Origin of the sequence: uncultured Proteiniphilum sp., from assembly GCF_937873925.1 — a bacterium.
In the GTDB taxonomy this organism is placed as follows: domain Bacteria; phylum Bacteroidota; class Bacteroidia; order Bacteroidales; family Dysgonomonadaceae; genus Proteiniphilum.
This window is the reverse complement of the sequence record NZ_CALNAT010000181.1, coordinates 1-26724: the sequence shown is the minus strand read 5'-3', so window position 1 is coordinate 26724 and position 26724 is coordinate 1. Positions and strand designations below refer to the sequence as shown.

Genomic DNA, 26724 nt, shown 5'->3' with positions numbered 1-26724 from the left:
GGCACGGGAAAGACCACGTTCCTGCATCGTCTGAAAGAGATTTCCGGGAAGCAGATGGCGGTAGTTGCGCCTACCGGTGTAGCGGCCATCAATGCCGGGGGTACTACAATCCATTCTTTTTTTCAATTGCCGCTTACGCCATTCTTACCCACACCTGAAGGGAGGAAGAAACTGATCGGTCAGACAAGGATGCGGGGATATCGCCGGCGGGTATTACAAGAACTGGAATTGCTGGTGATCGATGAGATAAGTATGGTGCGTGCTGATCTGCTGGACGCGATCGACGCCTCGCTGCGTCATTTCCGATACAGGGGAGACCAGCTTTTCGGTGGTGTGCAGGTCGTTTTTATTGGTGACATGTTCCAGCTCTCTCCGGTAGCGAAAGAAGAGGAGTGGCGTTTGCTATCGGAATATTATCAAAGTCCTTATTTCTTCCATAGCCGGGCGATTATGCAGGCTTCGCCTGTCTATATCGAATTTGAAAAAATTTACCGTCAGACAAACAACGATTTTATACGGGTGTTGAACGAGATCCGGAATGATTGTCTTTCACCGGAGAGTTTCCGGATGCTTGAAAACCGATATAATCCGCTGTTTACACCCAAGGATGAGGATGATTATATTGTCCTCACCACCCATAATTACAAAGCGGATCAGATTAACAGTCGGGAGTTGGATAAATTAGAGGGTGAGATCTCCAGATTTACTGCCAAGATTGAGGGAGAGTATTCCGAGAGGAACTATCCTACCGAGCCGCTACTGGAGCTGAAACCTGGTGCAAAGGTGATGTTCCTTAGAAATGATACCGAGGCAGCACGTTTCTATAATGGGAAAACAGGTGTAGTCGATAAAATTGAGGGAGACCGTATTATCGTGTGTTGTGATGGTGATGAATATATCGAGGTGGAGCGCACCATGTGGGAAAATATCGGTTACTCGGCCAATCCTGAGACAAAACAGATAGAAGAAAACATACTGGGACGTTTTATACAGTATCCCTTACGTCTGGCATGGGCTATCACTATTCATAAAAGCCAGGGGCTTACCTTTGACAAAGCGGTGATAGATGCCGGACAAGCCTTTGCTCCCGGACAGGTATATGTGGCATTGAGCCGGTGCCGCTCGTTGGAGGGTGTCGTATTGTTAAGCAAGATTCATCCGGAAAGTATTCGTAATGACCGTCAGATTATAGACTATGAAAGGAATAAGCAAACCGTTGATATGCTTGAAAAGCAGTTGGAAGAGTCGCGTAATGCTTATCGTTCCCATCTTTTGTTGTCGGTTTTCGATTTTACAGGTATCTTGTCTCAAATCAAGCGTTTATCATCGCAGATCAAGGAATTGGGAGAGTCGTTCAATGATGAAACGCTGCCCTATTTACAAAATATCCGGCAAAAACTGGAGGAGATGGAGCGGGTGGCAGCAAAATTTCAGGTACAGTTGAATTCGATCATTCATCAGCATCCTGTCAGGGAAGAGCATTTAAGAAACCGATTAAGTGCTGCCGGTGTTTTTTTTGTGGAAAAGATGGATCTATTGATAGCCGATCTGCGACAGTCGCCGGCTTCGACCGATAGTCGTGCACACGCAGCCGGATATAACGAGGCGATTCTGGATATTTTTTCCGATCTGGCCTTGAAAAGGTATCTCCTGGGTAAATTAAAATCCGATACAACTATTGAGGCCTATTTTGAGGCGAAAAACAGTTTTAAACTTCCTTCTTTTAGCGTCAATGCTTATGCCGCCTCGGTATCTGCGAAATCCGACCTGTCGCATCCCGGTTTATACCGTCTTCTGGTGGAGGAGCGGAATAATATCTGCGGACCGCGGGATTTACCGATTTATATGGTCGCCGGCAGTAAGACGCTCTATGAGATGGCGGAGTATTTGCCCCAAAACAAAAAGGAGTTGCTTCAAATCACCGGATTCGGACCGGCCAAAGTAGAAAAATACGGACAAATCTTCTTAGCGATCATCAGAGATTACTGTGAAAGGCACGGACTGGAGTCTTGTCTGCCGGAGAAGGAAGTATCCAAAAGAAAAAGGAAAGAAAAGAAAGAGAAAAAAGAAAAAAAGCAAAAAGGGGATACCCGGCGTCTGAGTTTGGAAATGTTCCGGTCGGGAAAGACGATTGAAGAGATAGCCGAAGAGCGGAATCTGGCTGTTTCTACTATTGGTACCCATCTGGCAAAATATGTGGAGAAGGGTGAACTGGTCATTACCGATTTTGTTCCACGCGAGCGGCTCCGTCTGGCCGAAGAAAAGCTGAGGGACGGTTCGCCCGACGACCCTGTCTATTATACCTTGCATCCTGATTTTTCGAACATTGAGATTATGATGATCCTTGCACATAAAAGAGGGCATACATCCGATTTATCAGATATTATTATAAAACGTTGATAATACCATGCGTATATTGTCGGGGATGTCCAATTATTATCGTCGGTAGGCAGATTGAAAATATCCATATTGAGAATGCGCGATACACTAATTATAACCCTTGTCCACCACCCAAATTTCGGCTATTTGCTTCAGCCGGTGTTTGCCTTGTACCGGGCTGATATAGAATCGCATGTCATTGCCGAAACGGCACGCACGACCTCTGCTACCTATAAAGATTTAACGGAAAATGAACAAACTGTCGTGCGACTGGCAGACCGATATTCCGACAAGGAACTGATGAGATCATTTTCGCACGAGAAGAGTGAGGCTGATTTTCTGCGAAAGATTTCTTCGACCGATATTGAAATCTACATTCGGCCCTTTATCGAAAAGAAACAGGAAAAACTGATTGAAATTATCCGAAAAATAAACACGCCGGTTTTTTTGCGTGAAAAAATCAGTATCCGTGATTTCAGGGCCGGCCAGGCATTGGATGTGCTGAAAGAACCATCAAGGATGGTTTTCCGTTTTTGCCATGCGGAGACATTTACATACAACGCTACGGTACGGAACGGAACTTCAAACGTGGAGCTTTACGGGCAATTCTTTGCCCCGCTTGTCTCGGATCCGGCTGTTGCAGTGATTGGCAGGCAGCTACATTATTTTAACGATGTGGATGAAAAAAAACTGAGGCCGTTTTTCAGGAAAAAACAGATTGAAGTGCCGTCACGAAGTGTTCCCGGCTATATCCGCAGTTTCGTGGTGCAGTGTGTGAAAAACTATGAGGTAAAGGGTGAGGGTATTTCCATTTTCGAACAAGCATACAATCCTGTTGCCGTGCTAACTCTCGAAACGGATTTTGATTTGCAGCCCATACTCAATTTACAGTTTCACTATGGCATGCATCGCTTTGCCATCGACCGGCCATACAAAAAGGAAGTGGAAGTAGCGGAAGAAACCGGGGATCTGTCCATCGGTTGGTTTTTTCGCGATGAAGTATGGGAGAAAGAACATATCTCGATGCTTGAGAACGGAGGGTTAAGCAGGTCGCGTACCGGCCAGTTTTACCTGGCATCCGGGAATAAAAAGCAAGGCACCGATTCGCTTGGATTGGTCGAGTGGATTAACCGGAATGGTAAATTGTTGGAAAACTTCGAGTTGAAACAATCGCTTGGTAAATTGGTGTATTATACGGGTGAAATTGATTTACAGCTTACCGTCAGCGACACTAACGATTGGTTCGACATCCATTGCGTTGCCTGTTTCGGCGATGTGGAAATTCCTTTTATCCAATTTAGAGAACATATACTAAACAATATCCGGGAATATCTCCTTCCGGACGGTTGTATTGCCGTATTACCGATGGAGTGGTTTTCTCGTTTTGGTGAGATGTTCCGATACGGAACCGTTTCCGGCAACATCCTATGCCTCAGTAATTTCCATTTTAAGGTAAAAGAACTGGCAGAAAACGGCTTTTTTTCTGAAGAGAAAGTGGAACTAAAACATTATTCAGTCGATATCCCTGCAGCATTGAACGTCACATTGAGGCCATACCAGGAGAACGGGTTTCGCTGGTTGGCTTATCTACAACAAAACGGTTTCGGTGGATGCCTTGCGGACGATATGGGGCTGGGTAAAACATTGCAGACCATCACATTATTGTTGCATATATATGCCGGAACATCAGAAATACCAAAATGGAAGAACGGAAGGCCCCGTCAGCTTTCGCTTTTTGATGATTTTACCACGGATGGGACGGACGACAGGGAGATCATCGTAAAAAACGAGCTGCCTCCTACGCTTATCGTGATGCCTACATCGCTTATTCATAATTGGCTGAGTGAGTTGAAAAAATTTGCACCGGTTTTGGAAGTGTACGTTCATACCGGGGGTAACCGTCTTCAAAACGATGACTTCAAAAGAGAGATAAGCCGTTACCAGGTTGTTTTGACAAGTTACGGAATAGTAAGGCAGGATATAGATTTATTGCGTAACTGTTATTTCCATTATCTTGTGCTGGATGAGAGCCAGTATATCAAAAATCCGGATTCGCAGATTTTCGATTGCATAAAGCAATTACATTCAACCTATAAACTTGCATTGACCGGAACACCCGTGGAAAATTCCCTTTCCGATTTATGGTCGCAGATGGACTTCTTGAATGACGGTATCCTCGGTAAACATAGAGAATTCAAAGCACGTTTCACTGAGGCCGATGTGATCAACGACGACGATGCACGACAAAAACTGCTCAAAATTATCGATCCGTTTATCCTTCGCCGTAGCAAAGAAGAGGTTGCGCCTGAACTTCCACCTTTAACGGAAGAGATCATGTATTGTGAAATGGATGCTGAGCAGGCCGCACTTTACAATAAAGAGAAAAACATGATCCGAAACGATTTACTGGAACAACTTACCGAATCAAATAAATCATATGCCGCGGCAACATTGAGCAGTCTTATGCGCCTGCGGTTGCTTGCCAACCATCCGGCTATCTTCCTGCCCGATTATGAAGGAGGATCGGCTAAATTCGAACAAATTGTCGCGCAAGCCGAAATAATCTTTGCCGGGCAACACAAAGTGTTGGTATTTTCATCTTTTGTGAAGCATCTTCAATTGTTTGCCGACTATTTCGATAACCGTGGGTGGCGGTACGCATGGCTTACTGGTAGTACGACCGACCGGAAAGGTGAAATTGACAAGTTCAACGCTGACAAAAATGTCAGGGCATTTTTCATTTCTCTTAAAGCCGGTGGGACAGGACTGAATCTGACAGCAGCCGACTATGTTTTCATCATCGACCCATGGTGGAATCCTGCTGCGGAAATGCAGGCGGTAAGCCGGGCTCACCGTATCGGGCAGAACAAAAAAGTGACCCTTTACCGATTTATAGTAAAAGGGACGGTAGAAGAAAAAATTCAACGACTGCAACGGTATAAAACAACATTGACAGATGCGTTCGTCAGGCCGCAACTGTCAATGAAAGAAATACAGGATCTGTTGGATTGATATCTCAATACCCTCTTATCGCCTTTACTCCCGGGAGTACTTTGCCTTCGATCATTTCGAGTAATGCGCCACCGCCGGTGGAAACGTATGATACATCATCGGCCTGGCCGAATTTGTTGACGCAGGCTACCGAGTCGCCGCCGCCTACGAGCGAGAAAGCTCCTTTTTTGGTAGCTTCCACAATAGCATTGGAAACAGCTCGTGACCCCTGGTCGAAATTGTCGAATTCGAATACGCCTACCGGTCCGTTCCACAGGATGGTCTTGGAGTTTTTGATCACGTCGGCGAAAGCGTTTTCCGATTCCGGACCGATGTCGAGGCCTTCCCATCCGTCGGGTATTTCGTTCACAGGAGCAAAATCGGTCCTGGCGTCATTGCTGAAGCTGTCTGCGATTTTTGCGTCGGTGGCCAGTACTAAGTTTACACCTTTCTCTTTTGCCAGTTCCACAAGCTCTTTTGCCAGCTCCAGCTTATCGTCCTCCACGATGGAATCGCCAATCTTTCCGCCGAATGCTTTGGCAAACGTGTAGGTCATTCCTCCTGCAAGGATCAGGTTGTCCACCTTATCCAGCAGGTTCTGGATGATCTCTATTTTAGTAGATACCTTTGAGCCGCCCATAATGGCGGTAAAGGGGCGTTGTGTATCGTGCATCACTTTTTCCACGGCCGTGATCTCATTTTGGAGCAGATAGCCGAACAATTTATTGCCGGCGTCGAAATGATCGGCAATCAGCGCTGTGGAAGCATGTGCACGATGGGCTGTTCCGAAAGCGTCATTCACATATACATCGGCATAAGAGGCCAGTTTTTTTGTGAATTCCTTCTGTGATTCTTTCACCTCTTTTTTCGCTTTGGCAGTTTCTTCCTCAGTGGCATCGGCAGCCAGACGGGGTTTACCTTCTTCTTCCGCGTAAAAACGAAGATTTTCGAGCAACAGTGCTTCTCCCGGACGTAGTGCAGCTGCTTTGGCTTCGGTCTCTTCTCCTATACAGTCGTTGGCAAACTGCACATCAACGCCTAACAGTTCCGATACACGGGGAAGAATATGCTTGAGTGAAAATTTATCGGTTGGGCCTTTCGGTCTGCCTAAATGCGATCCTATGATTACGCTGCCACCGTCTTTCAGAATTTTTTTCAGCGTGGGGATGGCTGCGCGGATACGTGTATCGTCCGTGATGTTGAAATTCTCATCGAGAGGAACATTGAAATCCACACGCACGAATGCCTTTTTACCGGCAAAATTAAAAGTGTCCATTGTTTGCATAGTTGAGTATATTTTATAAAAAGTTTTTCAAATTTACTTCTTCTTTCTTCACGCCTCACCAAAGACAAACTTGTTTGGTTTTATTTCGGTTTATCGTCAGTTGTCCTTTACTTTCGCTTATCTCAAACATTCAAAAGTCACGCATAAGTGGACTAAGAGCAAATAACACCATAAGCTGAATGAAGCGCAAAGTTACGAAAAATATGGAAAATTTTCCGTAATGGGCCAGGAAAAGTTTATCCATTCTTTATGGCAACCTCATAGGTTACAGGAACTGCTTTTTTGTACATAGCCAATACGCCGCAATATTTATCGAACGAAAGCTCACACGCTCTCTCCAATTTATTTTCCGGAAGACCATCGCCTTCAAATTCGTAGATCACCTTCATGGATGTATATTGTTTGGGGTGCTCTTCTGCCACTTCGGCATCAATGCGGATATCAAAATTTTTCAGATCGATACGCATTTTGCGGGCCATCGCCACAATATCTAATCCGGAGCAGGTTGCGGCCGCTACCAGTTGTAGCTTTTTTGGACCGGGGCCCGCTGTGTCATTTCCGGTCTCTCCCGGCATATCGAGGGTGATGGTATGGCCGTCGATATCTGTGTCAAAAATATTATTTTCTCTCCAAACGGTTTTAATTGAATGTATTGCCATATTGCTTGTAATAAAGTTGTTAGCCGTGATCTATTAGATAACAATTTAATTCCGGTTTGGTTCGGTTCTGTAAAAAGCAATTTATCAGGTATTTTAGCTGAATGTTTGGCTTTTAAACCTTACCTTTCAATTAGGACAGAGGTAAGATTTTTTGTATTTTTGTCCTTGTCTTATTTCTTTCGGATTTTTGAATTTAGGTTCGGAAAAGCGAAAAACAAGTAATTCCATACATGAACTGCCTGGTCGGTTTGCCGGCCTCTAACGAATTAACAACCAAAAAATGAGTGGAAAAATAGAATATATTAACCCTGACGGACTTTCAAAAAATCCGGCATTTTCACAGATTGTGACTACACAGGGGGGTGGAAAGACTATCTACATTGGCGGACAAGACGCCGTAAACGCACAAGGAGAGATAGTGGGTAAGGGAGATATTGGCCAACAGACAGAACAGGTGATGAGAAATTTACAGACGGCGCTTTCAGTTTGTGGGGCAACAGCTGACAATCTTGTAAAACTCACTATACATATTGTTCAGGGACAGGATTTATATCGTGGTTTTCAGGCTTCGCAAAAGTATTTGGATAACATGAAAAATCCTCCTGCGATTACCGGTTTTTTTGTTTCTGCACTGGCTCATCCGGATTTTTTGGTTGAAATAGATGCTATTGCATTTATTCCTGAAGAATAAAGGTGGATAAGATTGAAAATCAGAAAAAGTAAAGCTATTGAATATAGATATCTTGCTTTCAAGATAAAATTTCTATCAAAAAGATAAGCAATACATTGCAAATTGCTATATTTGCATAAAAATATGGTGATATGATCGATAGAAATGCAAAAGTACTCCTTATCTATACGGGAGGGACCATCGGGATGGTGGAGAACGCCGAAACCGGGGCTTTGGAGCCGTTTAACTTCAGCCATCTCCGCTCCAATATGCCGGAGATAAAACGATTGAATTTCAACGTAGAGACCTATCTGTTTGATCCTCCTATCGATTCTTCGGATATGTCGCTTTCTGTCTGGCAGCAGATGACACAGGTAATTGAAGAACATTACGACGAATACGATGGATTTGTTATTCTTCACGGTACTGATACCATGGCCTATACGGCTTCGGTGCTCGGGTTAATGCTGGGGAATCTCACCAAACCGGTGATCCTGACCGGATCACAGCTTCCCATCGGCAAACTCCGGACGGATGGGAAGGAAAACCTTATCACCGCCCTTGAGATTGCGGCCGATAAAGATGCGGCAGGTCGTCCTATTGTACCGGAACTGTGTGTTTATATGCAAAACCTGCTGATGCGCGGAAACCGTACCACGAAGATCAATGCCAATAACTTCAGCGCATTCACCAGTCCTAATTATCCTTATCTGGGCGAGGCCGGTCTGAATATCCGGTATAATGACCAGTTCATCCTCAAGCCCGATTACGGAAAGCCGGTATATTTCAATTACGCGATGGATCCCCATATGGTGATCCTGAAACTGTTTCCCGGTATTTCCGAGGAAGTGGTGCGGGCACATCTTGGAATTCCCGGCCTGAAAGGGGTTGTGTTGGAAACTTACGGAACCGGTAACTCACCTATCTATCCGTGGTTTACAGACTTATTACACAATGCAATAGAGCGGGGAATTGTGATCGTCAACGTTACGCAGTGCCTCTACGGGGGGGTGGAGATGCATCGTTATGAGAACGGGCAACGTCTAGAGAAACTGGGTGTGGTGAGCGGATATGACATCACCACCGAAGCTGCCCTGGCCAAACTGATGATCCTGTTCGGTGAAGGGAGAACGCCGGCGGAAGTAAACCGGCTTATGCCGGTCTCCCTACGCGGTGAGTTGACGGTGAGGGTATAGGGTATAAAAAATGTACATAGGCTATCCCAATGCCACATCTAATGTCATCATCACGATAAAACCGACGATAAATCCAATCGTAGCGATGTCGGAACTTTTGTTTTGCTGCGCTTCGGGTATCACCTCTTCCACTACCACGAAAATCATTGCTCCTGCAGCGAATGCCAAAGCATAAGGCAATATGGGTGTAAATGTGGCAACCGCCAAAGCGCCCAATACGCCGGCGATGGGTTCTACAACGGCTGATGCCTGTCCGTACATAAAACTTTTACGTCTGCTCATTCCCATTCTTCGTAAAGGCATCGCTACAGCAATACCTTCGGGAAAGTTCTGCAGGCCAATTCCAAGCGCCAATGCGACTGCTCCCCCTATGGTGGCTTCGGGTATTCCTGCGGCTACACCTCCGAATAATACGCCCACAGCCAATCCTTCGGGTATATTATGCAGGGTTATTGCCAAAGTCAGCAGAGTGGTTTTCTGCCAGGGCGTTTTTATGCCTTCTGGTGTTTTGAAATTGACATGGAGATGCGGTAGTACTTTGTCTATCCCATACAGAAATGCCGTACCGGTTAAAAATCCTACAACTGTAGGAATGACTTTTATAAAACCTGTTCCCTCACTCATATCAATGGCAGGAATGATTAAGCTCCAAACGCTCGCGGCTACCATCACGCCTCCGGTAAAACCAAGCATACCGTCGAGGATATTTTTATCCATCTTTTTGAATAAAAACACAAATGATGCACCCAAAGCTGTTACCAGCCAGGTGAAAATAGTAGCATAAAGTGCAGCCCAAACCGGATTGATGCTTTCAAAAAATTGTATAACGTTGTCTAACATGAATTTCGTCTATGCTTTGTTTAACTGGTTACTTTACCCGAAACCCTATGGCTGTGTTGTGCAAATGTCGCCGTATAAACCAATGATAGTGCTGATGCTATCAGTATTTTTGAGATGCAGTTCTTTATACTCATAAATTTTTAGATTAATAATACATTGAATATTTTATTTGCAAAAATAATAAATTAGAACGATCTAACAAAATATTTTTTTCTTAAAATGATATTGGTGTTTTTCTTGTTAGTTTAATCTAATTTTTATAATTAATTTTGTAGCATGATATCACAAGCGGAAGAAAATTATCTGAAAGTATTACGCTTATTGTCAGATGCTAACGGTGTGGCAAGCGTGAATGAGATCGGTAAGGAACTGAATATCAAAATGCCGACGGTGAACAGTATGATGAAAAAACTGTCAGAAAAAGGACTGGTATTTTATGAAAGCTATAAGCCCATTAAGCTGACACCAAAAGGCAAAAAAGAGGCGGCACTCATTATCAGAAAGCACCGCCTTACGGAGATGTATCTGGTAGAGAAAATGGGGTTTGGTTGGGAGCAGGTGCACAGCATAGCCGAACAGATTGAGCATATCCAATCCCCTGAATTTTTCGCCAAGATGGATGAGTTGTTAGGTTATCCGAAAATTGACCCGCACGGCTCACCCATTCCGGATATTGACGGTAAAATGGATTGGAAAGAGTCCAGAAAATTGAGTGAATGCAAAGAGGGCGAAATGATCAAAGTTGTAGCTGTTATCAATAGTTCGGACGAGTTCCTGAAATTTCTCAACGGCAGGGAAATACATTTAGGGTTAAAAATAAAGATAAAGTCTGTAGAACCGTTTGACAAATCAATGGTCGTGAGTTACGATAAACATTTGGCAGAAACTCTGAGCCATACGGTTTGTGAAAGGTTGTTGGTTGAAATGTTATAGGGTTCTCAGTTGATTAATATTCTGGTTAGTCGGTAGAGGGCGGCTCTTTTTTGCATTATAATCTATCCGCGTCCTTTACTTGCGGAACTTATATAATAAATAAATTACAGTTTACAACATGGAGTATTGGCATAATTGAGTAACACACTATAAAGATTAGGCAAAACCTGCGAAGCCTTAAGAACAGGACTAAAATTTTAAGACAACCATGGCACGCCCGACAACAAAACAGCAACTCTTAGAACAGAGCGAAGACAATTTCAACAAATTATTCTTCCTTATCAATTCGATGACTATTGAGGAACAGGAAAAATCCTTCTCTTTCGAAGATAGGGATAAAAACATTCGGGATGTATTGGCGCATTTGTATGAGTGGCATCAACTATTATTGAAGTGGATAAACTCAAATCAGTCAGGAAAGAAATTAAATTTTTTACCTGAACCATACAATTTGAAAACATATCCGCAACTGAACATCGAATTCTGGGAAAAACACCAAGCCACGTCATATCAAGAGTCAATATTATTTTTACAAGCGAGTCATGCAGAAGTGATGCAGCTTATAGAGACCTTCACCACTGAAGAACTTTTTACCAAGGGGTTATTTTCGTGGACAGGTACAACAAGTTTGGGGAGTTACTGTGTTTCGGCTACTTCAAGTCATTACGATTGGGCGATGAAAAAAATTAAAAAGCATAAGAAAGATTTAACTGGAGAGTAATCAGTAACAAATGACAGTAACACCATTATTTAAGAAATTGAATTTCAAGCAACACCTGCCAGCCGCTAACCTGTAAAAAGCAGAAAGATGGAACAATTACAAATGATTGATACTGTAAAATCAATAGCTCAAAAAGATGAAAACGTTTCTGCTGTTTTAATGTATGGTTCATTTACCAAAGGGGAAGGAGACCGTTATTCTGATATTGAATTTTATATCTTCTTAAAAGAAAAAGAGACTTTCCCGGCTGAGGATTGGGTGAGTCAAATCCATCCTGTAGCGATGTATTTCACAAACGAGTATGGGAGCGAAGTGGCTGTCTTCGAGAATATGATCAGAGGTGAATTTCATTTTCTGACGACGGATGAAATTAAAATTATCAAATCTTGGGAAGGATTTGTAGCATTCAGTGATTTTGACACGATGAGTTTAGTCGACAAAGACGGACTTTTAGCGGATACGCTTCATCAGATAAAAATCAAATCACCCGATAGAACAACCAACAATAATATTTTGTGGTTGAGCCAGTCTCTCCTGAACGTACTGTTGACGACAAATAGCCTGATTAAAAGAGAGGAATTTGCTCACGCTTACCATAGTTTGGTAGCTGTGCAAAGGTATTTGCTCTGGTTGATCCGTATCGCAACCAAACAAATCCAGCATTGGGAAAGTTCTACAAAAAGTTTGGAAAAAGATATTGACAAAGATTGGTACTTGGAATTTAAACGGACCACATCTGATTTGGATCCGGAAAATATGAAAACGGCCTTTCAAAGTTCATTGGTACTATCGGAAAAACTATTTGACAATCTAAACGTTGAATTAAAACTGAAGCAGTTATTAAAAAGAATTGAACGTTTTCGTTAAGCTAAATGAGTAGAGACCGAACTTGTTCGGGCTATGCCATAGCGAGAAAACGACTAATGAAATGAATAAGTAAGGCAATAAATGAGTTGATCCTTGAAGATATAAATGAATAAAAAACTGTTGACAATGAAATATTTATTTTTAGCAATAGCACTATTAATGGCAAACTCGACTTTTGGGCAATCCAACCCTCAAAAGAAAGGTGAAGTTATATCGGAAAGAGACACAACTATCTCGAATCCCAATTATGACAAAGTATTAGCCGAGAAATTGAGAGGAGATGACTACGGGATGAAAAATTACTTTTTCGTTATTCTGAAAACAGGGACGAATACAACTGCAGAGAAGGAACTGATTAACGAAAGTTTTAGGGGGCATTTAGAAAATATTCAAGAGCTGGTGCAAGAAGGGAAACTAATTGTGGCAGGGCCTCTAGGAAAGAATGAAAATAATTACAGGGGAATTTTTATTCTGAATAATATCAACTCTGCAGATGATGCTCGAGAATTGTTATTCACCGATCCTGCCATAAAAAACGGATTATTGGATTTTGAAATTTTTACTTGGTACGGTTCGGCCGCATTGCCCGAATATTTACCTGTTTCCGATAAAATTTGGAAATTAAAACCCTGAAATCAAAAGAAACTGAAATGGATAATACCGGAATTTATAAAATATCTTTTGCAAGCGTTTATCTTTCGTAAAAACCTCATTGTTTATATGAATTGATTGATAAATTGGCTAAAGGGAAGCAATAGAGAAGATTGGAAGGAATTAACTATAAACATGATCCTATGGCAGAGTTAAAAACAAAACAGCATAATGCAGATGTTCACGAATTTATCAACTCGTTTGCAGATACTGAACAGAAGAAAAAGGATAGTTTTGAGATCCTGGAATTAATGCAGGATTGTACGGGTTATGAACCCAAAATGTGGGGAGATTCCATTATCGGATATGGAAGTTATCATTACAAATCAGAAAGAAGCCGTCAGGAGGGAGATTGGCCGCTTGTCGGATTTTCGCCGCGAAAGACAGCTATTTCATTGTATGTTTATACGGGATGTCCTGGACAGGAAGATTTACTGAAAGAGTTGGGGAAATTCAAAATGGGTAAAGCCTGTATTTATGTCAAAAAACTGTCCGGCATTAATCAGGAAACCCTGAAAAAAATGATCAAATCAACTATTGACTTTTTACAATCGAAATACGGATAATGCTGACGTGAAAATCCTCAATTGACGTTTGCAGGAAAAAGGAACAAAAAATGAAACCGGTATTTTCTCCCAATCAGAACGAATTCCGAAAGGTGGTTGGGAAAACATCACCAAAGCCGAAAGTGAGCAGTAAAGGCAAATTAAATTTATATGATATGAACAAGAATGTAAATGAATACATTGCTGCATTTCCCGAAGAAGTGCAAAACAAGTTAGAACAGATCCGCACCATCGTAAAAGCGGCTGCACCTGAAGCGGAAGAAAGCATCTCTTACGGTATGCCTGCCTATAAGCTGAATAAAAGGCCTTTAGTGTATTTCGCAGGAAATAAAAATCATATCGGATTTTATGCCACACCCACAGGACATGCTGCATTTGTAAAAGAACTTTCCGGATATAAACAGGGAAAAGGTTCGGTTCAATTCCCATTAAATAAGCCTTTACCTTTGAAACTGATCGAACGGATTGTGCAGTTCAGAGTCGAAGAAAACAATCAGAAAAACAAATAAAAAATTTTAGAAAAAAACTATGAGAATAACAATCATGATGCTATTCCTGTTAATACTTACAGGAAGTCTACCGGCTCAAATCACCGGAGACCCAGTTACCCTTGAAACCGGAACAGGGAAAATAGAGGGAACATTACTCTGTCCGCCTGCATCCAAGAAGATTCCTGTTGTTTTACTTATTGCAGGTTCGGGGCCAACCGACAGGAATGGCAATAATCCCATGATGATCAATAACTCGTTGAAAATGCTAGCCGAAGGATTGTTTGAGAAGGGTATTGCCGTTGTAAGATATGATAAGCGGGGTATAGCTGAAAGTAAAAGTGCTGCTCTACAGGAAAGTGACCTGCGTTTCGAGGATTATGTGAAAGATGCGGAAGAGTGGGTGGATTGGCTGAAAAAAGATAGTCGGTTTTCAGAGATTCATATTCTTGGACATAGCGAAGGATCACTGATCGGTATGATTGCCGCCCAAAAAGGAGATGTCAGGAAATTTATTTCGGTTGCCGGTGTAGGAAGTCCGGCGGGAGAGATATTGCGGGAACAGTTAAAAGCACAACCGCCTATGGTCTTACAGATGGCATTACCTTACATTGAAAAGATGGAAAGAGGAGAGACCGATGAAAATGTGCCCCAGATACTATATACTCTTTTTCGCCCAAGCGTTCAACCCTACATCATCTCGTGGTTTAAGTATGACCCGCAAAAAGAGATCGCGAAATTGAATAAACCCATATTGATCCTACAAGGGACAACCGATATCCAGGTAACTGTGGCAGAGGCGGAGAAATTGGCAAACGCCAATAAACAGGCGAAAATAAATATTATAGAGGGAATGAACCATATCCTGAAAGAGGCGGAAATTGACAGGCAGAAAAACCTCCAAACTTATACAATACCAGACTTACCACTAAAAGAAGGCTTAATAGATACAATTACCGGATTTATTCATCAATGACCGCTAACAGGCTGTCCCGGTATATCGAAAGTAACAAGGCCTTATTTTATTATATCGGCAAACCGATGAATGAGAGGTGATGGAGAATGTTTTAAGGAAATAAGAGTTTTGAAGTAAAAAAATAAGTTGATAGTTTACGAACAAGCTTCAACAGTGTAATATCTTAAAGTTGGTGGAATATTGTCAGAGAATATGACAGAAGCATAAAAAGAAATTTTACAATCAAAATGCGTAAATTATGAAAGAAGAGAATAATCAAGCGGAAAAATATGTGGTATCTTCTGATGGATCAAAAATTCATTATAAAGAAACAGGAAAAGGAGACATTGCAATTGTATTTGTACATGGGTGGCTCGGTAATGTGAATTGGTGGAATGACCAACAAATTTATTTTAGGGACAGATATAATATTGTGCAGATTGACTTGGGCGGACACGGCAAATCAGATAAATCACGGCAAAATTGGACAAGTAAACAATATGCCGATGACATCAAGGCTGTAATCGGACAAATCGGTTCATCGGAAATCATACTCGTCGGTCATTCCATGTCGGGAGCTTATGTATTGGAAGCAACTATAAATTCGCCTGAAATAAAAGCGATTATTTTGGTGGATACACTAAAAGATTTAGAAGAGGTAATTACATACGAAGAAGCCGATCAATTTATTTTAACTCATTATCGGAAGGATTTCAAAGCAACAGTAAAGAATATTCTTCCACAATATCTTTTTGCGGAAACCACCCCGATTTCTATAAAAGAGAGGCTTCAAAATGAGTTTCTTCAAAATGAATCCGATTTGGCGGTGCAGACAATTGAACCCTTATATAAAATGGATATTCAGGAAACAGCAAAATCTATTCAAGTTCCTGTTAGAGCAATTAACTCCGATGCAACGCCTACAAATATTGAGAATAACCGAAAATATCTGAAAGATTATGATTATACAATAATAACAGGGACAGGTCATTACCCAATGCTTGAAAAACCTGATGAGTTCAATAGAATACTTGAAAATTTGATAAGCGAATTGACCGAATGATTTGTTTTAGTTTTGCGGTACCATTCACTTAAAACAAAATATATGCACATAATTGTAGGAGCAACAGGACAAGTAGGCTCACATCTTATTAATGAAATCAAAAAGAACGGCTTCCCTGTAAGGGCAGTCATGAGAGATCCCGGCAAACTTTCCGATAAAACCATTGAAACCCGAACCGCAGACTTATTCAATACAGCACAACCTACGGAAGCGTTTAAAAGTGGAACAACCGTTTTTGTTTTAACCCCTGAAAATCAATAATAGCAAAATGGATAATACAAGAATTTATAAGATATCTTTCGCAAGCGTCTATCCGTTGTATATACAAAAAGCGGAGAGGAAAGGACGTACAAAAGCAGAAGTGGATGAGATCATCTTTTGGCTGACAGGATATAATGAACAAACATTGCAACAGCATATTGACTATAAGACCGACTTTGAAACTTTTTTCACACAGGCGCCGCAAATTAATCCGAATGCTTCGAAAATTACAGGTGTTATTTGCGGTTATCGTGTGGAAGAGATCGAAGACAAACTAATGCAAAAGATTCGTTATTTAGATAAGTTGATCGATGAATTGGCTAAAGGAAAGGCAATGGAGAAGATCTTAAGGCAATAGCCATCTCGATTTTTCTTTTTTAAGTTGGAATTCCTATCTTTGCTGTTACACAGAAGATAGAAAACCACAAAATTGATTAGAATGAAGAACTTGGATTACGGAATAATCGGGAATTGCCGCACCGCGGCGCTGGTGTCGAAGACCGGGAGTATCGACTGGTTCTGTCTCCCTGATTTCGATTCCCCTTCTGTCTTTGCAAAATTGTTGGATGAAGAAAAAGGGGGCAGCTTTCATTTTGAGGTGTCGGATGAATATACCATCTCTCAAAATTACCACGGCCATACCAATATGCTACTGACAAGGTTTGAGTCGCCTGAGAACGGATTTATCGTATTCGACTACATGCCCCGCTATCGTACAGAAGAGACTCTCTATTACATGCCGCCGGAGATACACCGTTATATACGTGTCACCAAAGGTCGTCCCGTTATCAGGGTAATATATGATCCGAAGATGAACTACGCCCGCGAAGAGGTACGCCACGAAATAGTGGGCGGTTATATCAGAACCCATTCTGCAGAGGATCCGGAGGATAAAGTGTATCTCTATACCAGCCTGGATCCGGAGATGGTGATCAGCCGCGAAGAGATTGAACTGACCGGTCATCATTTTTTTCTTTTATCTTACAACCAGAAATTGGTAACTGTGGATATCAACCGCATTCTGTTGGAATACGAACGGACAAAAGTGTATTGGCTGAATTTTGTGAATCGCTCCAGAGGCTATCTGCAGTACGATGATATGATCAAGCGTAGCCTGCTCGTGCTGAAACTGCTGTCGTACCAGCATTCGGGCGCCATGCTGGCAGCGGTGACCACCAGCCTGCCCGAGAGCCTCGGGGAGAACAGGAACTGGGACTACCGTTTTTGCTGGTTGCGTGATGCCTCCATGTCGATAGATACCTTGTTGTTTATGAAACAGAGGACAGCTGCGGAACGCTTTATCGGCTTTGTGAAACGTATCCTGAAATCGTCGCGTAACGAAACAATCCAGATCATGTACGGCATCCGGGGCGAGCGTGAGCTGACGGAAGAAGAACAGCCCCATTTAAGCGGTTATGAAGGCTCACGTCCCGTAAGGATCGGGAATGCCGCTTATTATCAGGAGCAGAACGACTCTATCGGCTATCTGCTGGATGTGATATACAAATATTATCTTTATTTCCCGGGAACATTAGACGAAGTAGAGGAAATATGGGAGATCATCAAAAATCTGGTGCGTTCGGTATTGGCCTCCTGGCGCAAGCCGGACAGGAGCATCTGGGAATTCCGTACAAGAAAGATGCATTTTGTCTTTTCGAAAGTGATGAGCTGGGTGGCCGTGGACAGGGCATCACTGATTGCCGAACTGTTGCAGAGAGAGTATTACGCTGAGTTATGGCGTCGTGAAGCGGATATCATTAAGACAGAAGTGCATGAAAAGGGATGGAACGAGGAATTGCAGTGTTTCACGCAGGCCTATGATAATACCGATTACGATTCTTCGCTGCTGCTTATGCAGTTTTATGATTTTATCGAGCCCGACAATGAACGGTATATAAAGACCGTAAAGGCAATCAGGGAAAATCTCTATCATGAGGGACTCATGTATCGATACAAGGCGGAAGATGATTTCGGGATACCTACCTCTTCCTTTACCATTTGTACGTTCTGGTTGGTCGAGGCGCTTTTTAAGATCGGTGAAACAGAGGAGGCACGCGAAATATTTGAGAAAATGATCTCCTATTCCAACCATCTGGGACTCTATAGTGAAGATCTCGACTTTAAGAGCAAGCGCCAGTTGGGTAACTTCCCGCAGGCCTATTCACACCTCGCTCTTATCAATACCGCCGTACTGTTTTCCGAAGAGAAAAGGCTCTCGCAATTTATTCGTCCGTAGCCGCGGAAATCTCTTTTTGTCCGGCACCCATAGAGTTGATTTTTGCAAACGAACCGGGATAGTGTTCATTGATAAAATCGATCAGTTTTTCGCGGACAGCTACCCGCAGATCCCAGTTCCTGGATGAGTTGTTGCTGCTGACCAGCATCCGTAGCTCTTTATACCATTGTTTGCTATCGGTAACCTGGACATTCTGGACGCGTCCGTCCCAGTTGGGATCGTCTTTTACGATGCGTGACAGTTCTTCGCGCAGCGGCTCCACAGGCAGATCGTAGGAGACATACAGAAAGACCGTGCCCAGTATATCGGAAGTCGTTCGTGTCCAGTTTTGGATGGGGTTATTCAGGAAATAATCGATCGGCACGATCAACCGCCGTTCATCCCAGATCTTTACTACTGCATAAGTAATGTTAATCTCTTCAATCCGTCCCCATTCTCCCTCGATCACCACTACATCATCCAATCTGACGGGCTGCGTAAAAGCAATCTGGATGCCGGAGAATATCTGTCCGAAACTGCGTTGGGCCGCGAACCCGATAATGATCCCTGCCACCCCGGCCGAAGCGAGCAGGCTCACTCCCAGTTGGCGCACGGAATCAATAGTCATCAACGCTATCGAAAGAAAGAGAAAAGCCACGAAAATGATCGTGATCCGTTCAATCATACTCATCTGGGTGAGTCTCTTCCTTGCTTCAAGGTTGTTGGAGTTGTTGATATCGAGTTTGTTCTGCCAATAATGGAATGTCGCCCTGATCACCTGTACAATCATCCATCCGAGGGTGAGGATCAGCAATATCCTGCTTATTTTCTGTAAGGCGGCGAATGTGCGGGCATCTTCCTGTAACAGGGCACTGAATATGTTTAACAATACCGCGAAAATAATCCATATACCCGGAACCCGGAAAATGCGGACAATAAAATCATCGATGTGGCTTCTGCTTTTCCGTGCACGGATCCTCCATTTTTTGATGATAAAATTAAAAATGAGGACCAGTATAACGAACAGTACTACAAAAAGCAAAGAGATGAATAGATATCTCAGTGGACTGTCGGAAACGAAACGATTGATAAAATCCATAGGGAATACTATTATTGAATGAGGTTTGACAAAAACGGAATTACGGATGACTGTAAAGGAATACGGTATTTCGCCGCGGGGGAGAAATTACCTACCTTTATGGTGATACCTTCCGGCGGCAACGCCCGGAACATGTCTTCGTCGGTAGTATCATCGCCGATAGCCAGTACAAAATCATACGTCCTCTGGGCCAGCCTGCGCAATACTTCGCTGCCTTTGTTGAAATCGGGGGGTTTGATCTCCACGATCTTATTTCCCGGAACAATCTGAAGATTTAATCTGGAGCAGGGCCCCATAAGCGCGTTGATCAGTTGTTGCGCGCGCAGATCAGCAAGCCATACGTCCACCTTACGATAGTGCCATACCAGCGAGGTATCCTTTTTTTCCAAATGAGAACGGGGCGTTTTATCTATCGTATGCTGAATGATGCCGGTGATCTCATCATCCCATTCCATTTTCTCCTCCATGTTTTTATGTTTATGCCATTGGCCGTTCTCTTTGTAAAATATTCCATGTTCGGCGGCAAAATCAAGACCAAGCCCCTGAAACCATTGATCGAGTACCCCGCGATTTCTTCCGCTGTTGATCACCACCTTGTTTCTTTTATCCGCAGTCATCTTTTGTAAAAGGTCCAGCAGCTTATCGGAAGGAACGGCGTCTTCCGGTTTTTTTACGAACGGGGCAAGGGTGCCGTCATAATCAAGCAGGATCAGGCGGGAGGCAGCATCGTCATAGGCGCTCTTGATCTGATTGAATTGCCTTTTCCCCACGATCTTTTGCAGTATCTCCCTGTTTTGTGTCTTGATCGATTGTAGTTCTTCCACAAAATCGTTTGCCCATTTTTTCACGTTCTGCGTGGAAATGTGTTCCTGCATTTTCCGTAACCGCTCTTTTTTCTCTTCTTCGGGCATACTTAGTGCTTCCACAATGGCCTGCTCAATTTCAACCGCATCATTCGGATTGATAGTGATGGCATCCTGCAATTCGATGGCAGCACCCGCCATCTCGCTGAGGATAAGTACTCCGCTGTTTTCGCCTTTGCATGCCAGATACTCTTTGGCCACTAAATTCATCCCGTCGCGCAGAGGAGTTACCAAGGCAATTCCGGCGATATCATACATGGTGATCAGTTCTTCGAACGAAAAACTGCGGTAAAAATAGTAGATGGGTGTCCATCCCAATCTGGAGTATTGGCCGTTGATCTCACTGATAGACTGATCGATCTTCGTTTTCAGGTCTGCGTAGATATCCACGCTGTCGCGCGATGGAACCACGATCATGGCCAGCGATACCTTCTCGTGATATTCGGGATGATGTTGCAGGAACTGTTTAAAACCTTGCAGACGGTGCAGTATACCTTTGCTGTAATCCAGACGGTCGACAGAGAGGATCACGGTCTTATCACCCAACTCCTGCCGAAGGAGTTCAGATTTCTCCTTTACCTCCGGTAGTGAGGGTGCACTGTGATATTGTTCGTAATTGATCCCCATCGGAAAAGCATCCACATGTACGATCCGATCCTGCAGATTGATCTCGTCGAGGTTACAGTTCAGATCGAGTACACGATAGATGGCGCTGATAAAATGCCGCATATAATCATGTGTATGGAAGCCGATAAGATCGGCGCCGAGCAGTCCTTCCAACACAGCCTCTCTTTCCGGAAGCACCCTGAAAAGTTCGTAAGAAGGAAAAGGAATATGGTGGAAATAGCCGATATTTGCATCCGGTTTTTCCGTGCGGATCATTTTTGGCAATAGCATCAGTTGGTAATCCTGTACCCATACCATGTCATCTTTCCCGATAAAAGGGACGGTTTCCCGGCAGAACAGCCTGTTCACCTCCTGGTATGCTTCCCAATATTCCGTCTTGTATTCGATGTAGGAGAAGAAGTAATGGCACAGCGGCCAGATAGTGCTGTTGCTGTAACCCTCATAGTAATTCTCGATCTGGTCGGCAGACAAGAAAACAGGATGAAAATTCATCTCATGCAAATTCTTCGTGATCTCCTGTTTTTCGTCTTCATCCTCCGTATAAATACCCGGCCAACCCACCCAGTATATTTCGGATTCTATCTCTAATGATCCGAGGCCGGTAGCAAGTCCTCCTTCGCTTCTGACAATGGAGAATCCTTCCTCATCCCTCTCAATTTTAACAGGTAATCTGTTGGCAATAATGATTATCTTCATAATTTTTTTAAACTAAAAACGAAATCCAGGTTTCCACTTTTTACTTTGATTTCAAATCAGCAAATGGGCCATTATTCACATTATTCACATTATTCACATTATTCACATTAGCACATCGGCATATCGGCAAATTGACGCATTAATTATAACATCACAATCCCTTGAAAGATTAAATTTTAACCTATTTTTGTTTTTGTAGGGCTTTTTTTGTGTGGTTACGGGTGAACAAAAAATTACTATGGTTTGTTGCTTCCACTTTTTTGTAGTAATTTCGTAGGTCTGATCACACATATCTAACAATATATTAACTAAGATTGCAATTTTTTAGTAATATCATCATATAATTATGGCAAAACAAAAAACTTACTTAACCTGCGACGGTAATCAGGCCGCCGCTCACATCGCGTATATGTTCAGCGAGGTGGCTGCGATTTACCCTATCACCCCTTCTTCCACCATGGCCGAATATGTGGATGAATGGGCGGCTGCCGGAAGAAAAAATATTTTCGGACAGCCGGTGCTGGTGCAGGAGATGCAATCGGAAGCCGGAGCTGCCGGAGCTTTACATGGCTCTTTACAGGCAGGCGCGCTTACATCCACATTCACCGCATCACAAGGGCTGTTACTGATGCTTCCCAACATGTACAAAATAGCGGGAGAGTTGCTCCCGGGCGTATTTCATGTATCGGCACGTGCATTGGCCTCGCATGCCCTGTCTATCTTTGGCGATCACCAGGATGTGATGGCCGCGAGGCCTACGGGGTTTGCGCTTTTTGCTACCGGATCGGTGCAGGAGGTGATGGACCTGGCAGCTGTGGCGCATATGGCAGCGATTGAAAGCCGCATTCCTTTTCTCCATTTCTTCGACGGATTCCGTACATCCCACGAGATCCAGAAGATAGAGGCTTTATCGAACGACGATCTGGCTCCGCTCCTCAATCGGGAAGCGTTGAAAGCATTCCGTGATAAGGCATTGAATCCCGATAGCCCTGTTACACGGGGAACGGCCCAGAACGACGATATCTATTTTCAGGCGCGTGAAGCTTCCAACCCATTTTACAATGCCGTACCCGGTATTGTGGAGAAATACCTTGAAAAACTGGCTGCGGTGACCGGCCGCAAATACGGACTGTTCGACTATTACGGAGATCCGCAGGCCGGGAGGGTCGTTATTGCCATGGGTTCGGTTACTGAGACCATCCGCGAAGCGGTAGACTACCTCAATGAAAGAGGGGAAAGAGTGGGCATGGTAGCCGTTCACCTTTATCGTCCCTTCAAAGCCGAAGCATTCCTGTCGGCAATCCCCGAAACGGCGAAACGCATAGCCGTACTCGATCGCACCAAAGAGCCGGGTGCTGCCGGACAACCACTCTATCTTGATGTGAAAGATAGTTTCTACGGAAAAGAGGAAGCCCCCGAGATTGTAGGAGGAATTTACGGTCTTTCCTCCAAGGATACAACCCCGGCGCAGATCATATCGGTTTTCGAGAATCTCTCCATGAATATGCCGAAAAACGATTTCACTATCGGTATTGTGGATGATGTGACATTCAAATCGCTTCCCTTGAAGGAAGAGATCTCGACAGATGAGACGACCTACGAAGCCAAATTCTACGGATTAGGGTCGGATGGGACGGTGGGGGCCAATAAGAATTCCATCAAGATCATCGGTGATAACACGAATAAATATGTACAGGCCTATTTCGCCTACGACTCCAAGAAATCGGGAGGATTTACCTGTTCGCACCTTCGTTTTGGCGACAATCCCATTCGTTCCACTTATTTAGTGAATACGCCCAATTTTGTGGCATGCCATGTGCCGGCCTATCTGCATCTGTATGATGTGACCAGAGGGCTGAAAAAGAACGGAACATTCCTGCTTAACTCAGTGTGGCCCAAAGAGGAGGTAGGCAATCACCTGCCGGATCAAGTGAAGAGATATTTCGCCGAAAACAATATCAGGCTTTACATTATTAATGCCACAAAAATTGCTGAAGAGATCGGACTGGGCAACCGCACCAATACTATCCTGCAATCGGCATTCTTTAAAATATCCAACGTAATTCCCTACGAGCTTGCCGTGGAACAGATGAAGAAATTCATTGTGAAATCCTACGGCAGGAAAGGTGAAGAAGTAGTGAAAATGAACTACGCTGCTGTCGACCGCGGAGGCGACGTGGAAGAAGTGGAAGTCCCCATGGAATGGGCCGGTATCCGGATAGCTGCCGATACCTCCGACGATGCCCCCGAATTTATCCGGAAAGTGGTACGCCCGGTGAATGCCCAGCGCGGTTACGGTCTGCCCGTATCTGCTTTCAGCGGCCGTGAGGACGGTACCTGGGAGATGGGTACGACCACCTACGAGAAACGCGGGGTAGCGGTGAGCGTACCGGTATGGAAGCCCGAAGCATGCATCCAGTGTAACCAGTGCGCCTATGTGTGTCCCCATGCTACCATCCGCCCGTTCATGCTCGATGAGGAAGAGCAGAAGGGAGTGGGGGAAAATGTGGAGATCCTGAAAGCACAGGGTAAACAGTTTGCCGATATGGGATTCCGTATTCAGGTCGACGTGCTCGATTGCCTGGGTTGCGAAAATTGTGTGGATGTATGCCCTGGCAAGAAAGGGGAAAAGGCGCTCGAAATGGTGCCTATCGCCACACAGTATGACAATCAGAAAAACTGGGATTACATGGTGGATCATGTGACCAGTAAAGCCCATTTGGTGGATGTGAAGCTGAATGTGAAGAACTCCCAGTTTGCCATGCCGCTGTTTGAGTTCTCCGGCGCCTGCTCGGGCTGCGGGGAAACACCCTATGTGAAGCTGGTTACACAACTCTATGGCGACAGGATGATGATCGCCAATGCCACCGGTTGTTCTTCTATTTATGGCGCCTCTGCCCCGGCTACGCCTTATACCAAAAACGAAGAAGGTAAAGGACCGGCATGGGCCAATTCACTCTTTGAAGACAATGCCGAATACGGATACGGATTCGCTATCGCCCACATGAGCATGCGTAACCGCCTCCGCGATCTGATGCGGAAAGGCCTTGCCTCCGGAGACTTCACGGAAGAGCAGAAAGAGTTGTTCCGTCAATGGATCGAAAATGGAGACGATGCCGACTTGTCGAAAGAGTTAGCTCCTAAAATAGTAACTTCTTTCACCGGGGTGGGTAACCCTATCGCAACAGAGATCCTTTCGCTTGAAAAATACCTGTCTAAAAAATCGATCTGGGTATTCGGCGGCGACGGATGGGCCTACGATATCGGATTCGGCGGGCTTGACCATGTGCTGGCAAGCGGACAGAATATCAACGTATTGGTGCTCGATACAGAGGTCTATTCCAATACCGGAGGACAATCATCCAAGTCGACGCCTATTGCCGCGGTTGCCAAATTTGCCGCTGCCGGAAAACGGATCCGTAAAAAAGATCTTGGTATGATCGCCGCTACCTACGGATATGTATATGTGGCACAGGTAGCAATGGGTGCCAACCAGGCACAGACCCTGAAGGCGATCAAAGAGGCGGAGTCTTACAATGGTCCTTCTATTGTGATTGCCTATTCACCCTGTATCAGCCACGGGCTGAAAAGAGGGATGGGATACGCCCAATCCGAACAGAAGGCCGCTGTAGAATGCGGTTACTGGCATTTGTGGCGCTACGACCCGCGCCTTGAAGAAGAGGGCAAGAATCCGTTCCAACTCGACAGTAAAGAGCCGGACTGGAATAAATTCAAGGACTTCCTGCTCGGGGAGGTGCGTTACACCCAGTTGATGAAATCGTTCCCACGGGAAGCCGATGAGCTTTTTGCCGCTGCAAAAGAGAATGCACAATGGCGATACCGTTCTTACAGACGTATGGCTGAGGCATCGTTTGCTGCGCCGGTAACGGAAGCGGCTGAGGAAGCGAACTAAATAGTAACATTGCTGTTATATTTCCGGGGGTATCACTTATAGTGATGCCCCCGGTTGTTTCAGAATAATAATGTATCTTTGCTGTCTAAAAACAGATGAACAGTTATGAAAATTCAAATCATCAACGGCCCTAACCTCAACCTGCTGGGTGTCAGGGAGCCGGAGGTTTACGGAGGTCAATCATTCGTCGACTATCTGGAGCGGTTACGGGTTAACAATCCCGGCATTGAGATCGGCTATTTCCAGTCGAATGTGGAGGGAGAGATCATCAATAAGATACAGGAAGCAGGCTTTGAAAGTGACGGTATCATCCTCAATGCGGGCGGGTATACCCACACCTCTGTGGCCATTCGCGATGCCATCAAGGCGGTTACCGCCCCAGTGGTGGAGGTGCATATCTCTAATGTACATGCGCGGGAAGAGTTTCGTCATCACTCGCTGCTGTCGGCCGTGTGCCTCGGCGTGATAGCGGGCTTCGGCACCGATTCTTACCGTCTGGCGCTGAATGCGTTGGTTGGGGCAAAAGAATAATGTGCCAATGAGATTAATGGGATAATGTGCCAATGTGTGAATGTGCGAATGGATCAATGTGTTGATTCGTGCTACGCATGTAATGCTATGTTATTCACTTCGTGTTATTCGCTTACGCATTATCAGAAATAACAACCGAATAATTATCTCGTCAAGTCTTTACTCTTTGTTCTTTATTCTTTCTTTATTCTAATTATAAAATCATTAGTGGGCACTTAAATAAAAAAATAGTTCTTTGAAATCTTTTGTAGACCG

At 44.0% G+C, this 26724-nt stretch carries 22 protein-coding genes; 17 read left to right on the top strand and 5 right to left on the bottom strand.

Annotated features, from left to right (window positions below):
• Both Q0502_RS12435 and Q0502_RS12430 read left to right on the top strand, forming a co-directional pair.
• The coding region (locus Q0502_RS12435) for an HRDC domain-containing protein (protein WP_298651179.1) at nt 1–2400 on the top strand (2400 nt) is incomplete at its 5' end.
• Between the two features lie 75 nt (nt 2401–2475).
• Nucleotides 2476–5391: a DEAD/DEAH box helicase gene (locus Q0502_RS12430; RefSeq protein WP_298651177.1), complete on the top strand. Its 2916-nt coding sequence runs from the start codon at nt 2476–2478 to the stop codon at nt 5389–5391.
• 4 nt (nt 5392–5395) lie between these two features.
• Here Q0502_RS12430 and Q0502_RS12425 read toward each other — a convergent pair whose 3' ends face one another.
• Both Q0502_RS12425 and Q0502_RS12420 read right to left on the bottom strand, forming a co-directional pair.
• Nucleotides 5396–6655, bottom strand: a complete 1260-nt coding sequence (locus Q0502_RS12425) for a phosphoglycerate kinase (RefSeq protein ID WP_298651175.1) — start codon at nt 6653–6655, stop codon at nt 5396–5398.
• 236 nt (nt 6656–6891) lie between these two features.
• Nucleotides 6892–7314 carry an OsmC family protein gene (locus Q0502_RS12420; protein ID WP_298651174.1) on the bottom strand — a complete coding sequence of 141 codons (423 nt, stop codon included), beginning with the start codon at nt 7312–7314 and terminating at the stop codon, nt 6892–6894.
• A gap of 280 nt (nt 7315–7594) precedes the next feature.
• Between Q0502_RS12420 and Q0502_RS12415 the strand changes: the two genes are divergently transcribed.
• On the top strand, nt 7595–8005 hold the full coding sequence (locus Q0502_RS12415) for a RidA family protein (RefSeq protein ID WP_298651172.1): 411 nt from the start codon (nt 7595–7597) through the stop codon (nt 8003–8005).
• A 131-nt stretch (nt 8006–8136) separates the two neighbouring features.
• On the top strand, nt 8137–9180 hold the full coding sequence (locus tag Q0502_RS12410) for an asparaginase (RefSeq protein WP_298651170.1): 1044 nt from the start codon (nt 8137–8139) through the stop codon (nt 9178–9180).
• 21 nt (nt 9181–9201) lie between these two features.
• Here Q0502_RS12410 and Q0502_RS12405 read toward each other — a convergent pair whose 3' ends face one another.
• Nucleotides 9202–9897, bottom strand: a complete 696-nt coding sequence (locus Q0502_RS12405) for a ZIP family metal transporter (protein ID WP_298651168.1) — start codon at nt 9895–9897, stop codon at nt 9202–9204.
• 399 nt (nt 9898–10296) lie between these two features.
• On the opposite strand from Q0502_RS12405, the gene Q0502_RS12400 reads away from it, so the two are divergent.
• The 11 genes from Q0502_RS12400 to Q0502_RS12350 all read left to right on the top strand — a co-directional run bounded on the left by Q0502_RS12400 (nt 10297) and on the right by Q0502_RS12350 (nt 18761).
• Nucleotides 10297–10953, top strand: a complete 657-nt coding sequence (locus Q0502_RS12400; RefSeq protein ID WP_298651167.1) for a metal-dependent transcriptional regulator — start codon at nt 10297–10299, stop codon at nt 10951–10953.
• Between the two features lie 208 nt (nt 10954–11161).
• Complete coding sequence (locus Q0502_RS12395) at nt 11162–11674, top strand: ClbS/DfsB family four-helix bundle protein (RefSeq protein WP_298651165.1); 513 nt, start codon at nt 11162–11164, stop codon at nt 11672–11674.
• 87 nt (nt 11675–11761) lie between these two features.
• Nucleotides 11762–12541, top strand: coding sequence for an aminoglycoside 6-adenylyltransferase (locus Q0502_RS12390; protein WP_298651154.1), 780 nt, complete (start codon nt 11762–11764; stop codon nt 12539–12541).
• A gap of 126 nt (nt 12542–12667) precedes the next feature.
• Entirely contained in the window at nt 12668–13174 is a 507-nt protein-coding gene (locus Q0502_RS12385) for a YciI family protein (protein WP_298651152.1), read from the top strand.
• A gap of 161 nt (nt 13175–13335) precedes the next feature.
• Nucleotides 13336–13758 carry a DUF1801 domain-containing protein gene (locus Q0502_RS12380; RefSeq protein WP_298651150.1) on the top strand — a complete coding sequence of 141 codons (423 nt, stop codon included), beginning with the start codon at nt 13336–13338 and terminating at the stop codon, nt 13756–13758.
• Between the two features lie 50 nt (nt 13759–13808).
• Nucleotides 13809–14267 carry a DUF1801 domain-containing protein gene (locus Q0502_RS12375; RefSeq protein WP_298651148.1) on the top strand — a complete coding sequence of 153 codons (459 nt, stop codon included), beginning with the start codon at nt 13809–13811 and terminating at the stop codon, nt 14265–14267.
• A gap of 19 nt (nt 14268–14286) precedes the next feature.
• Nucleotides 14287–15222: an alpha/beta fold hydrolase gene (locus tag Q0502_RS12370; RefSeq protein WP_298651147.1), complete on the top strand. Its 936-nt coding sequence runs from the start codon at nt 14287–14289 to the stop codon at nt 15220–15222.
• Between the two features lie 238 nt (nt 15223–15460).
• Nucleotides 15461–16264: an alpha/beta hydrolase gene (locus Q0502_RS12365; RefSeq protein ID WP_298651145.1), complete on the top strand. Its 804-nt coding sequence runs from the start codon at nt 15461–15463 to the stop codon at nt 16262–16264.
• 42 nt (nt 16265–16306) lie between these two features.
• Complete coding sequence (locus Q0502_RS12360) at nt 16307–16525, top strand: NAD(P)H-binding protein (RefSeq protein ID WP_298651144.1); 219 nt, start codon at nt 16307–16309, stop codon at nt 16523–16525.
• 7 nt (nt 16526–16532) lie between these two features.
• Nucleotides 16533–16883 (top strand): DUF2200 domain-containing protein, encoded by a 351-nt coding sequence (locus tag Q0502_RS12355; protein ID WP_298651142.1) that lies wholly within the window; start codon nt 16533–16535, stop codon nt 16881–16883.
• An 81-nt stretch (nt 16884–16964) separates the two neighbouring features.
• Complete coding sequence (locus Q0502_RS12350; protein ID WP_298651140.1) at nt 16965–18761, top strand: glycoside hydrolase family 15 protein; 1797 nt, start codon at nt 16965–16967, stop codon at nt 18759–18761.
• Here the strand turns inward: Q0502_RS12350 and Q0502_RS12345 are convergent.
• Together Q0502_RS12345 and Q0502_RS12340 are read right to left on the bottom strand one after the other, a co-directional pair.
• Complete coding sequence (locus Q0502_RS12345) at nt 18748–19839, bottom strand: mechanosensitive ion channel domain-containing protein (RefSeq protein WP_298651138.1); 1092 nt, start codon at nt 19837–19839, stop codon at nt 18748–18750. The two genes, Q0502_RS12350 and Q0502_RS12345, sit on opposite strands and share 14 nt — an antisense overlap.
• A gap of 11 nt (nt 19840–19850) precedes the next feature.
• Nucleotides 19851–22025 carry a bifunctional alpha,alpha-trehalose-phosphate synthase (UDP-forming)/trehalose-phosphatase gene (locus Q0502_RS12340; protein WP_298651136.1) on the bottom strand — a complete coding sequence of 725 codons (2175 nt, stop codon included), beginning with the start codon at nt 22023–22025 and terminating at the stop codon, nt 19851–19853.
• Between the two features lie 346 nt (nt 22026–22371).
• Here Q0502_RS12340 and nifJ point away from each other — a divergent pair, with 346 nt between their 5' ends.
• Both nifJ and aroQ read left to right on the top strand, forming a co-directional pair.
• Nucleotides 22372–25938 (top strand): pyruvate:ferredoxin (flavodoxin) oxidoreductase, encoded by a 3567-nt coding sequence (gene nifJ / locus Q0502_RS12335; RefSeq protein ID WP_298651134.1) that lies wholly within the window; start codon nt 22372–22374, stop codon nt 25936–25938.
• Nucleotides 25939–26043: 105 nt separating this feature from the next.
• Nucleotides 26044–26469 carry a type II 3-dehydroquinate dehydratase gene (gene aroQ, locus Q0502_RS12330; RefSeq protein ID WP_298651132.1) on the top strand — a complete coding sequence of 142 codons (426 nt, stop codon included), beginning with the start codon at nt 26044–26046 and terminating at the stop codon, nt 26467–26469.
• Nucleotides 26470–26724: the final 255 nt, after the last annotated feature.